18 protein-coding genes are annotated in these 17,806 nt (G+C 32.8%); 9 read left to right on the top strand and 9 right to left on the bottom strand.

Translation table 11 applies throughout. The features are described 5' to 3' along the window. Window positions 1–180: 180 nt before the first annotated feature. The 3 genes from IEW40_RS12610 to IEW40_RS12600 form a co-directional block, all read right to left on the bottom strand. A complete protein-coding gene (locus IEW40_RS12610) occupies window positions 181–915 on the bottom strand; it encodes a CPBP family intramembrane glutamic endopeptidase (protein WP_188618466.1) in 735 nt (244 codons plus the stop codon). Between the two features lie 8 nt (window positions 916–923). Next, window positions 924–2,222, bottom strand: a complete 1,299-nt coding sequence (tyrS, locus tag IEW40_RS12605) for a tyrosine--tRNA ligase (RefSeq protein ID WP_188618465.1) — start codon at window positions 2,220–2,222, stop codon at window positions 924–926. A 363-nt stretch (window positions 2,223–2,585) separates the two neighbouring features. After that, a complete protein-coding gene (locus IEW40_RS12600; protein WP_188618464.1) occupies window positions 2,586–3,032 on the bottom strand; it encodes a hypothetical protein in 447 nt (148 codons plus the stop codon). A 124-nt stretch (window positions 3,033–3,156) separates the two neighbouring features. Between IEW40_RS12600 and IEW40_RS12595 the strand changes: the two genes are divergently transcribed. From IEW40_RS12595 to IEW40_RS12560, 8 genes are all read left to right on the top strand, one after another. Further along, window positions 3,157–3,705, top strand: coding sequence for an RNA polymerase sigma factor (locus tag IEW40_RS12595; protein WP_188618463.1), 549 nt, complete (start codon window positions 3,157–3,159; stop codon window positions 3,703–3,705). 70 nt (window positions 3,706–3,775) lie between these two features. Then, on the top strand, window positions 3,776–4,642 hold the full coding sequence (gene lipA, locus IEW40_RS12590) for a lipoyl synthase (protein ID WP_188618462.1): 867 nt from the start codon (window positions 3,776–3,778) through the stop codon (window positions 4,640–4,642). 60 nt (window positions 4,643–4,702) lie between these two features. Beyond that, complete coding sequence (locus IEW40_RS12585; protein WP_188618461.1) at window positions 4,703–5,959, top strand: CinA family nicotinamide mononucleotide deamidase-related protein; 1,257 nt, start codon at window positions 4,703–4,705, stop codon at window positions 5,957–5,959. Window positions 5,960–6,021: 62 nt separating this feature from the next. Then, window positions 6,022–6,684 (top strand): head GIN domain-containing protein, encoded by a 663-nt coding sequence (locus IEW40_RS12580; RefSeq protein WP_188618460.1) that lies wholly within the window; start codon window positions 6,022–6,024, stop codon window positions 6,682–6,684. Between the two features lie 63 nt (window positions 6,685–6,747). Further along, complete coding sequence (locus IEW40_RS12575) at window positions 6,748–7,332, top strand: DUF2238 domain-containing protein (RefSeq protein WP_188618459.1); 585 nt, start codon at window positions 6,748–6,750, stop codon at window positions 7,330–7,332. A gap of 48 nt (window positions 7,333–7,380) precedes the next feature. Then, window positions 7,381–9,402: a M13 family metallopeptidase gene (locus IEW40_RS12570; protein ID WP_188618458.1), complete on the top strand. Its 2,022-nt coding sequence runs from the start codon at window positions 7,381–7,383 to the stop codon at window positions 9,400–9,402. Window positions 9,403–9,691: 289 nt separating this feature from the next. Then, window positions 9,692–11,728 (top strand): M13 family metallopeptidase, encoded by a 2,037-nt coding sequence (locus IEW40_RS12565; RefSeq protein WP_188618457.1) that lies wholly within the window; start codon window positions 9,692–9,694, stop codon window positions 11,726–11,728. Between the two features lie 254 nt (window positions 11,729–11,982). Continuing rightward, window positions 11,983–12,816 (top strand): alpha/beta hydrolase family protein, encoded by an 834-nt coding sequence (locus tag IEW40_RS12560; RefSeq protein ID WP_188618456.1) that lies wholly within the window; start codon window positions 11,983–11,985, stop codon window positions 12,814–12,816. Between the two features lie 7 nt (window positions 12,817–12,823). Here the strand turns inward: IEW40_RS12560 and IEW40_RS12555 are convergent, their stop codons facing one another. The 6 genes from IEW40_RS12555 to IEW40_RS12530 all read right to left on the bottom strand — a co-directional run bounded on the left by IEW40_RS12555 (window position 12,824) and on the right by IEW40_RS12530 (window position 17,340). Then, a complete protein-coding gene (locus IEW40_RS12555) occupies window positions 12,824–13,426 on the bottom strand; it encodes a hypothetical protein (RefSeq protein WP_188618455.1) in 603 nt (200 codons plus the stop codon). A 33-nt stretch (window positions 13,427–13,459) separates the two neighbouring features. Further along, window positions 13,460–13,918 (bottom strand): hypothetical protein, encoded by a 459-nt coding sequence (locus IEW40_RS12550; protein WP_188618454.1) that lies wholly within the window; start codon window positions 13,916–13,918, stop codon window positions 13,460–13,462. A gap of 59 nt (window positions 13,919–13,977) precedes the next feature. Further along, window positions 13,978–14,577, bottom strand: coding sequence for a Crp/Fnr family transcriptional regulator (locus IEW40_RS12545; protein ID WP_188618453.1), 600 nt, complete (start codon window positions 14,575–14,577; stop codon window positions 13,978–13,980). A 49-nt stretch (window positions 14,578–14,626) separates the two neighbouring features. Further along, window positions 14,627–15,910, bottom strand: coding sequence for an acetyl-CoA hydrolase/transferase family protein (locus tag IEW40_RS12540; protein WP_188618566.1), 1,284 nt, complete (start codon window positions 15,908–15,910; stop codon window positions 14,627–14,629). 246 nt (window positions 15,911–16,156) lie between these two features. Then, on the bottom strand, window positions 16,157–16,585 hold the full coding sequence (locus tag IEW40_RS12535) for a CBS domain-containing protein (protein WP_188618452.1): 429 nt from the start codon (window positions 16,583–16,585) through the stop codon (window positions 16,157–16,159). Window positions 16,586–16,728: 143 nt separating this feature from the next. Beyond that, window positions 16,729–17,340: an NUDIX hydrolase gene (locus tag IEW40_RS12530; protein WP_188618451.1), complete on the bottom strand. Its 612-nt coding sequence runs from the start codon at window positions 17,338–17,340 to the stop codon at window positions 16,729–16,731. A 35-nt stretch (window positions 17,341–17,375) separates the two neighbouring features. Between IEW40_RS12530 and IEW40_RS12525 the strand changes: the two genes are divergently transcribed. After that, on the top strand, window positions 17,376–17,765 hold the full coding sequence (locus tag IEW40_RS12525) for an SRPBCC domain-containing protein (RefSeq protein ID WP_188618450.1): 390 nt from the start codon (window positions 17,376–17,378) through the stop codon (window positions 17,763–17,765). Window positions 17,766–17,806 lie beyond the last annotated feature (41 nt).

Genomic DNA, 17,806 nt, shown 5'->3' with positions numbered 1-17,806 from the left:
TGTAAAAAACGCAAAGGCACAATTAAAATTTTCATTGCAACTATTTTTAAGGCGCAAGAAATCAAGGATTTTCAATTTTAACAGAGTTAAAACTTCGCGCCTTAAAAGCGTAATTATTTAACAGTGAATCATTTGCGCCTTTGCGTTTAATTTTTTATATAATACACTAGAGGTATAATTCTAGTTTGTTTTGTGTAGTTTTGAATACTTTATTATAAGAATTACAAATAGAAATAACCAGGTAATTGCTAGAATCCAGATTGGTTCATTATTTTTGCTCAGAGTTATTGTATTAATAAAGCTATTGTTGCATTCAAATGCTATATTGGCTCCCCAGTGTATTCCAAAAGTCAACCAAAGGGATTTGGTAATTATTATTGATATGGCTAATGCTAAACCTAGGAAAAACAAGTAGGATAATACTGAAATTCCTTCGTTTAATCTCCAAATATGATTTAAAACATAGATTATACTGGATATTAAAATCCAAATCGATGGCTTTAGAAATTTTAGATGAGCGTACAAATATCCTCTTGTAAGTATATCTTCTGCCAAAGAAGGTACGAATGTCATAAGTAATATCATAGGTAATTTTTGAATGATAACTACTAATGATTCGTAACTTAATATTTTTTCATAGCCTAAATAATAGGAAGTAAAAACTGAAAATCCGAAAAATAATAAACCAATAATTATTCCGAAGGAAACTTTTTTCAGCCAGCCTTTTTCAAAACCTAAACCGTAGCTTTTATATCCATCAAGTTGCTGAACCTTTACTACAAAATAAGCTAAAATAAGAAAGCCTATTTTGAAAACAGCCATTATCCAAAAACTTTGAAAAAATTCTGGAAAATGGTAAACAAAAAATAATAAAGCAAATCCTAATATAAAGGAGGTAATTTTAAAATTTTTCATTTTAGATTTTAATCTACTGCTTTTACGATAAAATATTGTTTCTTTCCTTTTTGAAGCAACAAAAATTTACCATCAATTAAATCTTTTTCAGTTGCTATGAAATCGTCTTTTACTTTTTCTTTGTTTACAGAAATTGAGTTCCCTTGCAGTTCGCGTTTTGCTTCACCTTTAGATTTTAGGAAGCCCGATTTTTCTGATAATAAGTCAACGATGTTGCTACCCAAAACTTCAGATTTTGAAACTTCCGCTTGTGGAACTCCGTCAAAAATTTGTAAGAATAATTCTTCGTCTAGACTTACCAAATCTTCGGCAGTACTTCTCCCAAAAAGAATTTCAGAAGCTTTCAAAGCTTTTTCGTATTCTTCTTTTCCGTGAACCCAAACTGTAACTTCTTCGGCTAATTTTTTCTGTAATTTTCTTTCGTGTGGTGCAGTTTTATGTTCTTCAATTAATGCTTCTATTTCTTCTTTTGGTAAAAATGTGTAGAATTTGATGAATCTTTCAGCATCTACATCTGTTGCATTCAACCAAAATTGATAAAATTTATACGGTGAAGTTCTTTTGGCATCTAACCAATAGTTTTCACCAGCTTCAGATTTCCCGAATTTAGAACCATCAGCTTTTGTAATCAACGGAACGGTTAAAGCAAAGGCTTCACCTTGCGCTTTTCTACGGATTAATTCTGTACCTGTGGTAATGTTTCCCCATTGGTCAGAACCACCCATTTGTAGTTTTACACCGTTATTTTGATATAAATGTAAGAAATCATAACCTTGTAATAATTGGTAAGTAAATTCTGTAAAACTCATTCCATCTACACCAGCTTCGCCAGAAAAACGTTTTTTTACAGAATCTTTTGCCATCATATAGTTTACAGTAAGGTGTTTCCCAATGTCTCGCACGAAATCTAAAAACGTAAACGTCTTCATCCAATCGTAATTGTTCACCAATTCTGCTTTATTGGGTTCGTTTCCTTCAAAATTTAGAAATCTCGAAAGTTGTCCTTTTATGCAGTCTACATAATGATTAAGCGTAGCTTCGTCTAGTAAATTTCTTTCCGAAGATTTACCAGAAGGGTCACCAATCATACCCGTTGCACCACCAACTAGAGCAATCGGTTTATGGCCATGCTGTTGATAATGCGCCAAAACTTTTATCGGAATTAAACTCCCGATGTGAAGAGAGTCTGCGGTAGGGTCAAAACCAATGTAAGCAGTCGTCATTTCCTTATTCAGTTGTTCATCAGTTCCGGGCATCATATCAGCGTACAAACCGCGCCATTTTAGTTCTTCAATAAAAGCGTTCATTTTCTTAAAAATTTTGAATGGCAAAGATAAGAAATTTGCAGGAAGTAGGAAGCTGGAAGCTGGAAGTTTTTCAGAAGCAGACGTTTCTGTATTTTTTCACTTTCAGGCACGCTTTACGCACTCGCAATTTTTATTTTTCCGCTACCAATTCCGAACGCGCCAAAGGCGCGTTCCTACAAAATAAAAATGTGCTCAAACAATGCTTCAATCGTGGCTAAAATTCACGGGCAGTTTTTCTTTTCACTTTTCTAAACTACCCCGTCAAAATTTTCGTAGAAAATTTTGCCACCCCTTCAAAGAAGGGGAATCCTTTACGTTCTTAACTTTGAAAACAATTGCCGCTCGCTTCGCTCGTGCCAAATATTATATCTCAGAAATTTTATCAGTAACAACTTTCCACTTATTATTAACTTTTGCTAATGCTAAATTTCCATCAACACCTTCAATTTCATATGAAAAAGAAATATTGATTTTTTGATTGTTAATATAAAATGATTTAATTTTTAAATAATCTTTAAAACTCCTTGAATTATCTTTTTTATTAGTAATTATCACAGGTTTGTTTCGATATAGTAGTTTAATTTCAGGTTTAATATTTAATTCTTCAGAGTAAATTTTCACTTGTCTGTTATGAAAGTATTGATTTAGATTTTTATGATTTAAAATTTCAATTAAAATCATTTTATAATCATATTCAGTGAGTTGGTATTCAGAGTTTTGATTCAGTTCTTTATTGTTTGTAGAATTATAATGTTTTTCTTCAAGATTATTAAATAGAAATAAGGTTGCTATTATAAAAATTATTTTCATAGTTTGTTTTTCACAAATTTACAAAAATCAATTATTTATAATCAATTTTAATAGATAAAACCTAATTTGCCCATTTTGAATTTGAAATTTAGAATCTCTAATTTTCCTTATCTTTGCCACTGCAATGGAAAAACCAGAACTTCTACAACTCATCTTTTTGGCCAAAGAAAAAAATCAGAAAGCGCAGACTAAACTGATTAATCAATTTTGGACAGACGTTTTTTCTTTTGTGATGAAAAAAGTACATGACGAAAACGCAGCAGATGAATTGACGGTTTCGGTTTTTTCTAAAGTTTTGGCGAAATTAGATTTGTATGATGAGAATTTTCAGTTCAAAACGTGGGTTCTCACCATTGCACAAAACTCAATTATTGATTATTGGCGAAAGAAAAGCAGAGATGTAGAAGACGAAACCGAAAATCTAGACGAAGTAAAAAACCAGTTTGAGAAATCACCCGAAGAAATTATGATTTCTGAACAAGAAGAGAAAAAGATTTTTGATACCGTTGCAAAAATGGATGCTGGTTATCAAAAAATTATTCAATTACGGTTTTTTGAAGAGAAAAGCATCAAGGAAATCGCCGAAGAATTAGGACTTTCCGTTGCCAATACCAAAGTAAGAATTATGAGAGCCAAAAAAGTTTTGGCAGAATTGTTAAACGAAAACGAGTAAAATCTCTCGCTGATTGAGCAGATGAAATCAGCCGAATCAGCTTAATCTGCGAGAAAAATTTTAGATATTTATGGAAAATCAAATTCAAGATACCACCACCAATAAACCAAAATGGATTCGTGTAAAACTTCCTACAGGCAAAAATTACAGAGAACTCAGAACGTTGGTTGATAAATATAAACTGAATACCATTTGTCAAAGTGGTTCTTGCCCGAATATGGGAGAATGTTGGGGAGAAGGAACAGCCACTTTTATGATTTTAGGAAATATTTGTACCAGAAGTTGCGGATTTTGTGGTGTAAAAACAGGGAAACCTCTTGATGTAAATTGGGACGAACCCGAAAAAGTAGCCCGTTCTATCAAATTAATGAAAATAAAACACGCTGTTTTAACTTCTGTTGACCGAGATGATTTGAAAGATATGGGTTCTATCATTTGGGCAGAGACGGTGAATGCAGTCAGAAGAATTTCTCCGGGAACTACGATGGAAACGCTGATTCCAGATTTTCAAGGAATTCACAAACATATCGATAGATTGGTAGAAGCAGCACCAGAAGTAATTTCTCACAACATGGAAACCGTAAAAAGATTGACTAGAGAAGTGAGAATTCAAGCGAAATACGAACGCAGTTTAGATGTTCTAAAATATTTAAAAGAAGCTGGACAAAACCGTACCAAAACAGGAATTATGCTCGGTTTGGGCGAAACCAAAGAAGAAGTTTTAGAAACGATTCAAGATGTTAGAAATGCCAATGTAGATGTGATTACGATTGGGCAATATCTTCAACCGACTAAAAATCATCTTCCTGTAAAGCGTTTTGTAGAGTTGGAAGAGTTCGAAGAATATAGAATTTTTGCGGAACAGTTAGGTTTCCGTCACGTAGAAAGTTCACCTTTGGTGCGTTCTTCTTATCATGCAGAAAAACATATTCATTAATTGAGTTACGAGGTTCGAGATACGAGTTTGTAATCTTGCGCCTCGCATCTCGCATCTTTTATGAAAAAAGCAGTTCTAATCACCATCGGAGACGAAATTCTTTCGGGAAATACCATCGATACCAATTCTAATTTTATCGCTACTCAACTCAAAAATATTGGTTTCAAAGTGGTGCAAATTTTCACGATTTCAGATGAAATTGAAACCATCAAAAAAACCTTGAAATCTGCTTTTGAAATAGGAGATTTGGTGATTACAACTGGCGGACTTGGCCCTACAAAAGACGATAAAACCAAAAAAGCTTTTGCTGAATTTTTTAACGACACTTTGGTTTCAGATGCCGAAACTTTGGAACATTTGAGGCAATTGCTCATCAAAAGAAATAGAGAACATTTGTTTGACATCAATCTTCTACAAGCTGATATTCTATCAAAATCTAAAGTTTTCCAAAACCATAACGGAACTGCTCCGAGTCTCATGGTAGAAGAAAACGGCAAAATCGCGATTTGTTTGCCTGGTGTTCCTTACGAAGTAAAACCTTTGATTAAAAACCAGATTATTCCGTTTCTTCAAGAAAAATTTGAACAAAATTTCATCGTTTCGAGAATTATTTCTGTGGTAAATTTCCCAGAAAGTTTGCTTTCAGAAACCATTGAAAGTTGGGAATTGGCTTTGCCTGAAAACATTTCGCTTTCATATCTTCCGATTGCCAATCGTGTGAAATTGAGATTGACTGCCCTTGGGAAAAATGAAGAAATTCTAAACCAAGAACTTGACGGAGAAATTTCAAAATTAAGGCCATTAATTCAAAATCATATAATTTCTGAAAGTGGAGATTCCATCGAAGAAATTCTGCGCGATTTATTAATTTCTAAAAAACTCACGATTTCTACTGCTGAAAGTTGTACTGGTGGCGAATTGTCTCGTCTCATAACTTCGGTTTCGGGAAGTTCATACTATTTTTTAGGTGGAATTTGCACGTATCAAACGCAGAAAAAAACCGAAATTTTGGGAGTTTCAGAAAAATTAGTTCAAGAAAAAACAGTGGTTTCAGAAGAAGTAGCACAAGCGATGAGTTTGGGTGGTCAAAAATTATTCAAAACTGATATTTCTCTTTCAACAACGGGAGTTGCAGGGCCGAATTCTGATGAATTTGAGAGCGAAGTAGGAACGGTTTTTTATTCCATAAGAGTTCAGAATTTTGAAAAAACCTTCAAATTGTATCTTCCTCATTTAGAGCGAAAAGATTTTATGAATTTCGTTTCGATGAAGGTTTTGCAGGATTTGATAGAAATTTTGATTAGAGAAAAAATATAAAAAAATTGACTTTAAGTGTAATAAAAGCCAGTTGAAAGTTGTTTTGATATAAAAGGTATATTATGAAAAAAATAATTTTTGGCTTCTTTGTCGTTTTATCTCAGGTAGTCTATTCTCAAACTTCTAAAAATTTTGGTGATTTCAGTTCTGTAAAAGCGTATGATAGAATTAATGTGAAGTTAGTAAAATCTTCGGAAAATAGAGTAGAAATTGAAGGAGATGATTCTGATGTAGAAATTGTCAATAAAAATGGTGAACTGAAAATAAGAATGATTCCTACGATGATTATGCAAGGTGATAAAGTTTCTGTAACTGTATTTTATGAAAAACTGAACGATATACAAGCTAGTCAAGGTTCTAAAATTACCTCAGAAGACGCTATTGAGAGCGGTATTTTAAATATTACTTCTAACGAAGGTTCTATTTTAAATCTGAAAATTGAAGCAGATGTACTGAATGCCAAAACCAATTCTGGAGGTATCATTAATATTTCTGGAACTGCAAAAACACAAGATGTCTTGGTGAATTCTGGTGCTAATTTTAACGGTAGAAATCTAAAATCTGAAGTAACTTCTGTAACCACCAATGCAGGTGGAAATGCTGAGGTTTATGCTTCTAAAACCGTAACTGCTACCAATAGAGCAGGCGGAAATATCAATGTTTATGGTTCACCAAAAGATAGGAATACCAAAAATATGTTGGGCGGTAAAATCTATTTTAGATAAATTAAGTCATTTAAAATCAAGGCATTTGTCTTGATTTTTTTATTTTTAAGGAAATTTCTCAAGATGAAAAATTTAAAATTCCTCCTTTTGTTTCTCACTTTTTTAGCATTAATTGTTTCTTACATTGGTGCAAAAGAACCTTTTACGTGGTGGCTAGAAGTGCTGCCTGTTTTTGTTGCTATTTTGGCTTTAGCCATTTTTAGAAAATTTGAATTCACCAATTTCGTTTATGTGGTTATTTTTCTACATTTTTTAGTTTTGATTATTGGCGGACATTACACTTATGCAGATGTTCCGTTTTTTGAAGATTGGGGAGAACGAAATAATTATGATAAAGTAGGGCATTTTATGCAAGGTTTTTCTCCTGCTCTTATTGTGAGAGAAATTTTGATTAGAAAAAATGTAGTCAATGGAAAAGGTTGGTTATTTTTTTTAGTTCTTTGTTTTGTGATGTTTGTGAGCTCTACGTATGAATTGATAGAATGGTGGGTTTCTGTATTTTCTGGCGAAGCTGGTGATAGTTTTTTGGGAACCCAAGGGTATATTTGGGATACACAAACTGATATGTTGATGGCATTAATTGGTGGAGTAGTGGCACAATTGTTTTTTGGAAGAATTCTTGATGCAAAAATAGAACAGTTAGCGTAACAAATTTTAATAAACTCCGACTAAACAAGTTATTAAACTCAATTATTTATGAAAAATATTTTCAAAATTGCTGTAGTAGCTTTAATTGGCTTTTCGGCAAGTTCTTTTGCTCAAGACAAAGGCTTAGAGCTGCAGTATATGGATACCAGTATTCGTCCGCAAGATGACTTCTATAACTACGTAAACGGAAGTTGGATGAAAACCGCACAAATTCCGTCTGATAAATCTACTTGGGGAAGTTTCAATAAACTAGCCGAAGATACAGACAACAATTCTATGAGCATTCTCAATTCACTCTTAAAAGAAAAATTCGAGGCTGGAACTGAAGGCAAAAAAATCCAAGATTTGTATGCTACTTATATGAATATGGAAAAACGCAATGCTGACGGCATTGCTCCAATTAAAGCAGATTTGGCTAAAATAGATGCCATAAAAACAGTAGCAGATTTACAAAAATATTTAGTTGAAGCTACACCCAACGGAGAAAATCCTTTTTACAGTTGGTGGGTAGATGCAGATATGAAAAATAGTAAAATGAATGCTATTTATCTAGGAGATGCCAGTCTAGGTTTAGGAAGAGATTATTACCAAAAAGTAAACGAAAAAAACACAGAAACATTAGCAGAATATACCAAATATGTAGCATCTATGTTACAAGTTTTGGGTTATAAAAATGCTGATGCAGTATCTAAAAATATTGTGAATTTCGAAAAATCTATTGCTCAAAACTATTTTACCAATGAACAGAGCAGAGATTCTAATTTATTCTACAATCCAAAAACTGCTGCAGAACTTAAAACTCTTTCTAAAAATGTAGATTTAGTAGGTTATTTGGCTAAACTAGGGGTAAAATATGACAAAGTAATTGTAGGTGAAATAAACTATTACAAAAATCTAGATAAATTCATCAATCAGGCCAATCTTCCTTTGATTAAGGATTACATGAAATTCCATTTGCTTTCTGGTAGCGCAAGCTATTTGAGCAAAGATCTAGATGTAAAAAGATTCGAGTTTTACGGTAAATATTTAAGAGGCCAACAAGAACAAAGAGCCCTAAACAAAAGAGCTTTTGAATTGATTGATGGTTCTTTAGGTGAGGCTTTTGGTAAATTGTATGTAGAGAAGTTTTTCCCTGCTTCTGCTAAATCTCAAATGGTAGAATTGATAGATTATCTAAAGAAAAGTTTTGCCCAACATATTAATAATTTAGCTTGGATGTCTAATACCACCAAAGAAAAAGCACTGAACAAATTAAATAAATTTACCGTTAAAGTAGCCTATCCAGACCAATGGAAAGACTATTCTAAACTTACTATTCTTTCAGAAAAAGATGGAGGTACGCTTTATAAAAATTTACAAAACATCACGGCTTGGCAATACCAAAAAAGTGTAGAAAAAATAGGAAAACCTGTAGATAAAGCAGAATGGGGAATGACTCCACAGACTGTAAACGCTTATTACAATCCACTAAATAACGAAATTGTATTCCCTGCAGCTATTTTGCAACCGCCATTCTTTAATCCAAATGCGGATGCAGCCGTTAATTTCGGAGGAATTGGTGCTGTAATAGGTCACGAAATCACCCACGGTTTTGATGATTCTGGTGCACAGTTTGATGCAGACGGAAACCTTACCGATTGGTGGACTCCAGAAGACAAAGCCAGCTTCGAAAAAGCTACAAAATCTCTTGCCGCTCAATATGATAAATACGAACCAGTAAAAGGAACTTTCGTAAACGGAACCTTTACCAACGGAGAAAATATTGCAGATTTAGGAGGGGTAAACATCGCTTATGATGCATTACAAATGTACCTTAAAGACAAAGGAAACCCAGGTGTAATCAATGGATTTACCCAAGATCAAAGATTTTTCTTAAGTTGGGCAACCGTTTGGAGAACCAAACAAACCGAAAAAGCTGCCGTAAGCCAAGTAAAAGTTGACCCACATTCTCCAGGATATTTCAGAGCATTCGGACCATTGGTAAATACCGAAGCTTGGTACAAAGCTTTTGATGTAAAAGAAGGAGACAAATTGTACAAAAAACCAGAAGAAAGAATTAAAATCTGGTAACACCCCGTCTTTTTTCTTCGGAAAAAGCCACCCCTCTGAAAGAGGGGAATTAAATTGATAGCGATTTTTTTAGGAGCTTAATCCTGCTGTCGCTACTCGCTTTTTTCTGCGGCGGCGAAGCCTCCGTAGAAAAAGAGCTCAAACATACCGCTCCATCAGGGCTAGAATACCAACCACCGATTTTTTTCGGTGGTTTTTTTTATCTATTGAAACAATCTATTATTTTTTTCTACTCATTAACATAATACTTAGTATTTTTAAATTTGATATTCTAAAAAATTATTTGGTTATGAAGAAAATACCTTTTTTAATTTTAACTACAGCAGCAGTGCTGTCTTTTAATTCTTATTCTGCACAGAAAAAAGCAGAAGGAAACGGAATTAACCTTCATCTAATGGATACTAGTGTACGTCCGCAAGATGATTTCTTTAATTATGTGAACGGAAACTGGGTAAAAACCGCAGTTATTCCTGCGGATAAAGGTTCTTGGGGAAGTTTCAATGAACTTCGTGAGAAAACAGACGAAAACTCTTTGGCTATTCTTAAAAATATTTTGACAGAGAAATATGCTAAAGGTTCAGAAGGGCAAAAGATTCAGGATTTATATGCTACTTACATCGATTGGAACAAAAGAAATGCAGAAGGTATAGAGCCTATAAAAGGTGATTTGGCAAAAATAGACGCTATTAAAAATCTTGCAGATTTTCAGAATTACATCAACCAAGCTACCTTAACTGGTGATAATCCTTTGTACGCTTGGAGAGTTGGTTCTGACCTGAAATCATCTAATGACAATGCTATTTATTTAGGTGGACCTAGCTTAGGAATAGGTAAAGACTACTACCAAAAAGAGAACGAAGCCAATACCAAAACCATTGCAGAATACACCAAATATGTATCTAAGGTTTTAGCGATTTTAGGCTATCAAAATCCAGATGAAACAGCTGCTAAAATTGTAGATTTAGAAAAGAGATTTGCCAAAACTTTATTAACCAACGAAGAAGGCAGAGACGCTAATAAAAGATACAACCCAAAATCTGTAGTAGAACTTTCGGGTTTGGTAAAAAATGTAAACCTACCAGAATATTTACAAAAAGTAGGCGTAAATACAGATAGAGTAATTTTAGGTGACCTAAAATATTATCAGGCTTTAGATGGTTTTATCAATCAAGAAAACTTACCATTGCTGAAAGATTATATGAAATACAACATGCTTTCTGGCAATGCAGGTTCTCTAGACAAAAGATTAGATGATCTAAGATTTGATTTCTACGGAAAATACCTGCAAGGAACTCTAGAACAGCGTTCTATGGACAAAAGAGGGCTAGAAGTGGTAAACCGAGTTTTAGGAGAAGCTTTCGGTAAATTATATGTAGAAAAATATTTCCCGGCAGAAGCTAAGGCAGAAATGGTAACTTTGGTAGATTATCTTAAAAAAGCTTACCATCAGCACATCAGCAATCTTTCTTGGATGAGTGCAGATACCAAAGCCAAAGCGCTAGAAAAATTAAGCAAGTTCAAGGTGAAAATTGCTTATCCAGACCAGTGGGAAGATTATTCTAAATTAACACTTCTGTCACCAGCAGAAGGTGGTACTTATTATAAAAACACCCAGAATATCACCGCTTGGAATTACCAAAAAAATCTAGAAAAAATTGGTAAAAAAGTCGATAAAACAAAATGGGGGATGACCCCACAAACCGTAAATGCTTATTACAGTTCGTCTAACAACGAAATCGTTTTCCCTGCGGCAATTCTTCAACCTCCGTTCTTTGATTTCAAAGCAGATCCGGCTGTTAATTTTGGTGGAATTGGTGCGGTAATAGGTCACGAAATTTCTCACGGTTTTGATGATGGTGGTTCTAGATTCGATGGAGATGGTAACCTAAACAATTGGTGGACTAAAGAAGACAGAGAAAAATTCGAAGCACTTACCAAAAGATTAGGCGAACAATACAGTAAATATGAGCCTGTAAAAGGAACTTTCGTTAATGGAACTTTCACCATGGGAGAAAATATCGCAGATTTAGGTGGAGTAAACATCGCTTTTGATGCTCTTAAAATGTATCTGAAAGACAAAGGAACTCCTAAAAAAATAGACGGTTTCACCCAAGAACAAAGATTTTTTATGAGTTGGGCTACCGTTTGGAGAACCAAATCTACCGAAAAATACCTCATTAATCAGGTGAAAACAGACTCTCACTCTCCAGGAATGTACAGAGCTGTTGGTCCGCTAGAAAATACAGACACATGGTATGATGCTTTCAAAGTAAAAGAAGGAGACAAGCATTACAAAACACCAGAACAAAGAATCAAAATTTGGTAAGAACCCAAAAAAGAGGAAATTAAAATGGTAGCGATTTTTTTAGGAGCTATTTCCTGCTGTCGCTACTCGCTTCCCGAAAATCCTTGCAAAAGCCAATGCTTTTTCGGGAGAGCTCAAACATACCGCTCCATCAGGGCTAGAAGACAACCACCGAATTTTCGGTGGTTTTTGTTTCTCAATTGTTTGTAACAAATCTCATAAACTACATACCTATTGATTAAAACTACTAATTGTGAAAAAATCATTATCAACCAATGAAATTTACCATTCAAAAAAATATTATTTTAGAAAATCCTAAAACCAAAGCGTTTCTAGCTGATACTTTTATTCCTGAGAATAGGGAGAAATTACCTTTGGTGATTTTTTGTCACGGTTATAAAGGCTATAAAGATTGGGGAGCGTGGAATTTGATGGCACAAAAATTTGCAGAAAATGGATTTTTCTTTGTGAAATTTAATTTTTCTCACAACGGAACTACTTTAGAAAAACCCTCGGATTTTGCAGATTTAGAAAGTTTCGGTGAAAATAATTATTCTAAGGAACTTAGTGATTTAGAATTTGTGCTTAATTATTTTTCTCAAGATAATAGAGTAGATATAGAAAATGTCACATTAATAGGTCATTCTAGAGGTGGTGGAATTGCCATTATTAAAGCTAATGAAAATATCAAAATTAAAAATTTGATCACTTTAGCAAGTGTAGATTCTCTTGATCGTCTCCCGAAAGGTGAAGATTTCATCAATTGGAAAAGAGAAGGCGTTTATTTCAGTAATAATGCCAGAACCCGACAATTAATGCCACATTATTTTCAGTTTTTTGAAGATTTTGAGAAAAACAAAAGTCGTTTTAATGTTGAAAACTCTATCAAGAATTTTTCTGGACGAAGTCTAATCATCCACGGAAAATTAGATGAAGCGGTACATTATTTCTCCGCAGAAAACCTCCATTCTTGGGCAAAAAATTCTACCATAAAACTAATTGAAGGAGCTAATCATACCTTTGGAGCTAAAGAACCTTGGGCAGAGAATAAATTACCAGAATTTTTAGAAATTGTAGTGAATGAGTCTATTAATTTTATAAAGAATTAGATTTAAACTAACTTTTTATAATGGCATTTTTCTTAATGTCTTTCAGTATTTTTCTTAGATTTTTTTTAGATAGACTTTCAGAAGAATAATGAAAGCTAGGACCTTTTGTTTGTTTATCTCTTGTTTGTGAAGAGTACACTTTTTGATAGTAAATTCTCTTCTCTTTTTTTATGTCGTAGATTTCTATGATTGCAAAAGCTTCATTACTTGCATATTCTATTTGTTCTGTAGTTTCTAAAGGCGCTAAATTGTCTCTAACTTTTTTGGTGTAGATATTTACCAAAAAATTAAAATCAGTAGCGTTTTTAAGTTGTTGAATGTCTTCAGATTCAGGACTAAAAGGGATTTTATTATTAATTAAATTTTCTGATTTTGCTTTTGAAAGAGTATAGGCATTTTCGTTACTCAATTTTTTGAACACACTTAGAGTTTCATCACCTAATGCTTCTCTGTCATTAGAATTAAGATCAGTATAAATATTGTTGATAAGCCATTTTTCTGTTTTATTAAAAACTAAACTTTTGCTGTATCCATTATAATCCCTTTTTGCATTGACAAAACAGCTTTGCATTAAAGCTGCTGTAAGCAAAATCAATAGAAAATTCTTCATTTAATTTGATTGAAAATAGATGAATCTTAATTGTTATTTAGAGAGAGTTGTATCTAGCCAGATTTCGTTATTACTAATGTTGACTAAGCAGAGATTGCCGTCTCTTTTTTGTAAAACAAAATTAAAAGTGTATGGTAAATCTATGCTTTTACCTTCTAATTTGTCAGCTCTTACAGAGACATAATATTCTTTTTTGATGACGTCGCCAGTATAGATTTTAGAGGTTTTAGCATCTGTTAATTTATCATCTGTAAGTTCTATTAGGGTGATTTTGTTGTCATTAGAGAAATCTAAGATGTTTTTGTAAACCACTTTATTCACGTTTTTAATGAGCGCAAATTTTTTGCCTGTAAGGTCTATTGTGAGTAATGATTTATCAATTTTTCTGTTTTTTTCTATTTTATCTAGCCTTTCTACGATTTTGTCTAGACGCTGCGCATGAGCATCTATAATACAAAATAGCAAAATGGCTAATGCGATTATCTTTTTCATTTTACCTACATTTTACCTGAGCCAAATTACAAAAAAATATGCATCAAAGAATGAAAATCTTAGCATTCTAGACTTTTTTTACAACGGCAGTAGGTTTCTGGAGTAATTTGTAAATAAGAAGCGATTACCTTATCTGTTAGTCTAGGTTCTAATTCTTGGTATTCCTTCAAAAATATTTCTGTTTTTTCTTTCGGAGAGTAAGATGTTAGAAATTCTAATCTTTTTAAATGAAAGTTTTCAAAATCCTCTAAAGTTTTGGTGTATATTTTTAGGGCAACTTCAGATTCTTTGGTTAGCGTTCGGAAATCATCTGAACTTATCGCCAAAAGCACCCCTTTTTCTAAAGCTTGTATAGTTGCTACAGAGGATTTTTTCTCTAAAAAGCTTAACAGAACCGTACAAAACTGATTTTCTTTTCTGATGAGTCTTGTAAATTCGGTTCCATTACCATTGAGATGAAAAGTTCTCAAAATCCCTTGAACTACAAAATACATATGATTGCAAACTTCGCCTGCGTTTAGTAATATTTCATTTTTTTCTACATTTTTCACCTTGAAATATTTTTTGATTTTTTCTTGGTCTTCTGTGGAAATTTCGAAATGTTTTTTGGCAAATTCTATTAAGATTTCTTGTTCTTTCATGGTTTTGAATTTCATCATTAAAAGTATTAAAAAAATCCCGAAAAATTAATTTCAGGATTTCTATTTTTTAATGATAATGCGCTTTGAATCTTTCGTAGCAAAATTTATCTAGCATTTCTCTGTCATCAGGATGAGCAATTTCTATTAAGGCAAGAGCTCTTTGCCTCATGTTTTTACCATAGAGATAGGCTACTCCATATTCTGTTACTACGTAATGAATATGACCTCTGGTTGTGACTACACCAGCTCCTTGTTTTAGATAAGGCACAATTCTAGGAACTCCTTTTTTTGTTCTAGAGGTAAGTGCAATGATTGGTTTTCCGCCTTCAGATAGTGCAGCTCCTCTTATGAAATCCATCTGACCGCCAATGCCGGAAAATTGATAAGTTCCTATAGAATCTGCACAGACTTGTCCGGTTAAATCTACTTCTATGGCAGAATTGATGGCGATAAGATTTTTATTTTGAGCAATAATTATAGGGTTGTTTACATAAGAAACATCCATAAACGCAAAAGAAGGATTGTTGTCTATATAGTCATACAATTTTTTAGTCCCGAAAGAAAAAGCAGTAATGGTCTTATTGTTATTAATGCCTTTGAATTTATTGTTGATGATATCTTTGGCAATTAAATCGACAGCACCGTCTGAAATCATTTCGGTATGTATTCCTAGATTTTTGTGATTATGTAGTGAGCTAAGAACCGCATCAGGAATGGTTCCTACGCCCATTTGTAATGTAGATTGATCATCTATAAGGCCAGCAATGTATTGTCCGATTTTGGTTTCGTCTTCTGTTACTTTAGCACTATAATCTATGGTAAGAAGGTCGGTTTCGTGTAGAACCATTTTGGTGATTCTTTCTACATGTATCATAGAATCTCCAAAAGTTCTGGGCATTTTAGGGTTTACCTGTGCAATGACCATTTTGGCGTTATCTACTGCACTTCTGGCTACATCTATAGAAGTTCCTAGTGAGCAATAACCGTGCTGATCTGGTGGCGAAACTTGTACAATGGCAACATCTAGCGGAAGGATATTTTTCTTAAAAAGCAAAGGAATTTCACTTAAAAAAACTGGCACATAATCTCCTCTATCACTGTTTACGGCTTCTCTTACAGGGGTAGAAACAAAAAGAGAATTGATATAAAAACTATCTTTGTATTGAGGTTTTGCAATTTCTATTTCACCTTGCACTGTTATAGAAACTATTTCTACATCTCTTAATCTACCAGATTGTTTCGCCAATTCTGTAATCAGGTAATTGGGAGTACAGGCACTGCCGTGTAGAAAAACTCTGTCGTTACTTTTTATGATTGATAAAGCTTCTTCTGCAGAAACATAATTGTACATCATGTGAATGTTTTTTGGTTAACTTTTCTATTTTTACTTGTTTACAAAAATACATTAATTAAAATGATTTTTAAAATGAGATTTGTCAATTTATAGGTGTGTATTTTACTAATTTTAATTAATATTGATTGTTTATGGTTTTATATAATGAAAAATAGGCGTTATTTTTTTTGATTTTGATAATTATTATTCTGCTAAAACCTATAAAAAAGTAAACCTCCAAAACAATTGAAGGTTCATAATTATTTAATTAGAAATGTAGTTAGTGAGATTTTCTATAACTTCTTTTTGGTGCAATAGAATTTCGTCTAAAATATCTTTCATAGAAATCAATCCTACCAATTTATCGTTTTCTAATACGGGGATGTATCTGATGTTTAACTGAGACATAATTTCCATACATTTTTCTATTCTATCAGCTTCTGAAAATTTAGGAAGGTCTGTTCTCATAATTTCTTTTACCAAAACATCTTTAGATTTTCGGTCTTGCAAAACAATTTGTCTGGCGTAATTTCTTTCGGTAATTATTCCCAAATATTGGTCACCGTTCATTACAATTATAGAACCTATGTTTTTTTCTGCCATCATTTTTAGTGCATTAAAAACAGTTTCATTGGCATCTATAGTAGCCAGATTCCTAGATTTTCTATCAAGGATGTGCTTTATTGTTCTCATATTCAAGAGGTTTTAGTGTTTAGATAAAATTATAAAATAATTCAATTCATCCAAATATTTATTTAATTTTTTTTTAAAACAAAAAACTTCATCCAAGAATAGATGAAGTTTTGTCTTTATATTTTATATTAAAATCCTCTTTTTTAAAAGTCTAAAGTTTCTTTCAAAATTAATTTGATGTTCTGAAAAGTATTGGGGAAAACATCATTTTCTATTTCTAATATCGTTTTCCAATCCACTTTAGTTATGCCTTCTTCTATTTGTGGTTTAGGGGTTTCTATTCCTGTGTAATTCATTTTAAACCAATGAGTTGTTTTGAGTATTTTAAGCTCTTTGCCGTCTCTTTTTTCTTTGTAAATATGGTAGGTAGTATTTATGAATTTTTCTATTTCTAGTTCTTTTAGAGCTGTTTCTTCTTCTACTTCTCTTAGTGCTGCTTCGTTTAGTTTTTCGTTGGGTTCTAATTTACCTTTTGGTAAATCCCATCTCCCCAAACGGTAAATGAAGAGAATTTTTTTTTCTTTGTTTAGTACAATTCCACCTGCAGCTTCAATCACTTTAAAAAGTGAAGAAAATTCTTGCCAGATTTCTGTAGGGTTTTCTCCATACACATTTATTTCTGGTGTAGAGGTGTTTTCTAGCAAATCTAAAGCAATTTCAAGGCTGGTAAGTCCATCATATACTATGTTCTTCTCAACAGTTGTTGGAGAATTATTGATGCTTAATTTTTTTTCGTTGACAAAAACTTTATACATTTGTAGGACAATTAATTTTTACAAAAATATAAAAAATGAATTTAGAAGGAAGAAAAATAATGGTAAATAAATCTTCGAAAGAACTTTTTGAAATGCTTAAAAAGCCAGAAGACTATAAAAACCTTATGCCAGATAGTTTGACTAGTTTTGAGCACAGAGAAGATGGTTTTAAATTCGGGCTAAAAGGGATGCCAGAAGTAGCTCTTAAAATAGCAGAATTAGAAGAAGATAAGAAAGTAGTTTTGAAATCAGCTAGCTCTTCATTAGATTTTTCTCTTACCGGAAATATCAATCCTATCAGTGAGGACAAAACCGAAGTTCAGTTGCTTTTTGATGGTAATTTTAATCCTTTTATCAAAATGATGGTAGAAAAACCACTGCAAAATTTCATCAATGCTTTGACAGATAAGATTGAGCAACTATAAAATGTATAAAGTACAAAGTAAGAAGTAAAAAAATATAAAGT

This window comes from Cloacibacterium rupense (assembly GCF_014645495.1).
In the GTDB taxonomy this organism is placed as follows: Bacteria; Bacteroidota; Bacteroidia; order Flavobacteriales; family Weeksellaceae; genus Cloacibacterium; species Cloacibacterium rupense.
Note: the sequence above shows the minus strand (reverse complement) of the source record. Positions and strands in the feature narration are given on the sequence as shown.

Excerpts from the sequence above, each read along its gene's own strand:
- IEW40_RS12575 (WP_188618459.1), top strand. The coding sequence starts at position 6,748 with ATGAAAAATTTAAAATTCCTCCTTTTGTTTCTCACTTTTTTAGCATTA.
- IEW40_RS12610 (WP_188618466.1), bottom strand. The coding sequence starts at position 915 with ATGAAAAATTTTAAAATTACCTCCTTTATATTAGGATTTGCTTTATTA.
- tyrS (WP_188618465.1), bottom strand. The coding sequence starts at position 2,222 with ATGAACGCTTTTATTGAAGAACTAAAATGGCGCGGTTTGTACGCTGAT.
- IEW40_RS12530 (WP_188618451.1), bottom strand. The coding sequence starts at position 17,340 with ATGTATAAAGTTTTTGTCAACGAAAAAAAATTAAGCATCAATAATTCT.
- IEW40_RS12555 (WP_188618455.1), bottom strand. The coding sequence starts at position 13,426 with ATGAAGAATTTTCTATTGATTTTGCTTACAGCAGCTTTAATGCAAAGC.
- IEW40_RS12600 (WP_188618464.1), bottom strand. The coding sequence starts at position 3,032 with ATGAAAATAATTTTTATAATAGCAACCTTATTTCTATTTAATAATCTT.
- IEW40_RS12525 (WP_188618450.1), top strand. The coding sequence starts at position 17,376 with ATGAATTTAGAAGGAAGAAAAATAATGGTAAATAAATCTTCGAAAGAA.
- IEW40_RS12560 (WP_188618456.1), top strand. The coding sequence starts at position 11,983 with ATGAAATTTACCATTCAAAAAAATATTATTTTAGAAAATCCTAAAACC.
- IEW40_RS12565 (WP_188618457.1), top strand. The coding sequence starts at position 9,692 with ATGAAGAAAATACCTTTTTTAATTTTAACTACAGCAGCAGTGCTGTCT.
- IEW40_RS12585 (WP_188618461.1), top strand. The coding sequence starts at position 4,703 with ATGAAAAAAGCAGTTCTAATCACCATCGGAGACGAAATTCTTTCGGGA.
- IEW40_RS12595 (WP_188618463.1), top strand. The coding sequence starts at position 3,157 with ATGGAAAAACCAGAACTTCTACAACTCATCTTTTTGGCCAAAGAAAAA.
- IEW40_RS12540 (WP_188618566.1), bottom strand. The coding sequence starts at position 15,910 with ATGTACAATTATGTTTCTGCAGAAGAAGCTTTATCAATCATAAAAAGT.
- IEW40_RS12580 (WP_188618460.1), top strand. The coding sequence starts at position 6,022 with ATGAAAAAAATAATTTTTGGCTTCTTTGTCGTTTTATCTCAGGTAGTC.
- IEW40_RS12545 (WP_188618453.1), bottom strand. The coding sequence starts at position 14,577 with ATGATGAAATTCAAAACCATGAAAGAACAAGAAATCTTAATAGAATTT.
- lipA (WP_188618462.1), top strand. The coding sequence starts at position 3,776 with ATGGAAAATCAAATTCAAGATACCACCACCAATAAACCAAAATGGATT.
- IEW40_RS12570 (WP_188618458.1), top strand. The coding sequence starts at position 7,381 with ATGAAAAATATTTTCAAAATTGCTGTAGTAGCTTTAATTGGCTTTTCG.
- IEW40_RS12535 (WP_188618452.1), bottom strand. The coding sequence starts at position 16,585 with ATGAGAACAATAAAGCACATCCTTGATAGAAAATCTAGGAATCTGGCT.
- IEW40_RS12550 (WP_188618454.1), bottom strand. The coding sequence starts at position 13,918 with ATGAAAAAGATAATCGCATTAGCCATTTTGCTATTTTGTATTATAGAT.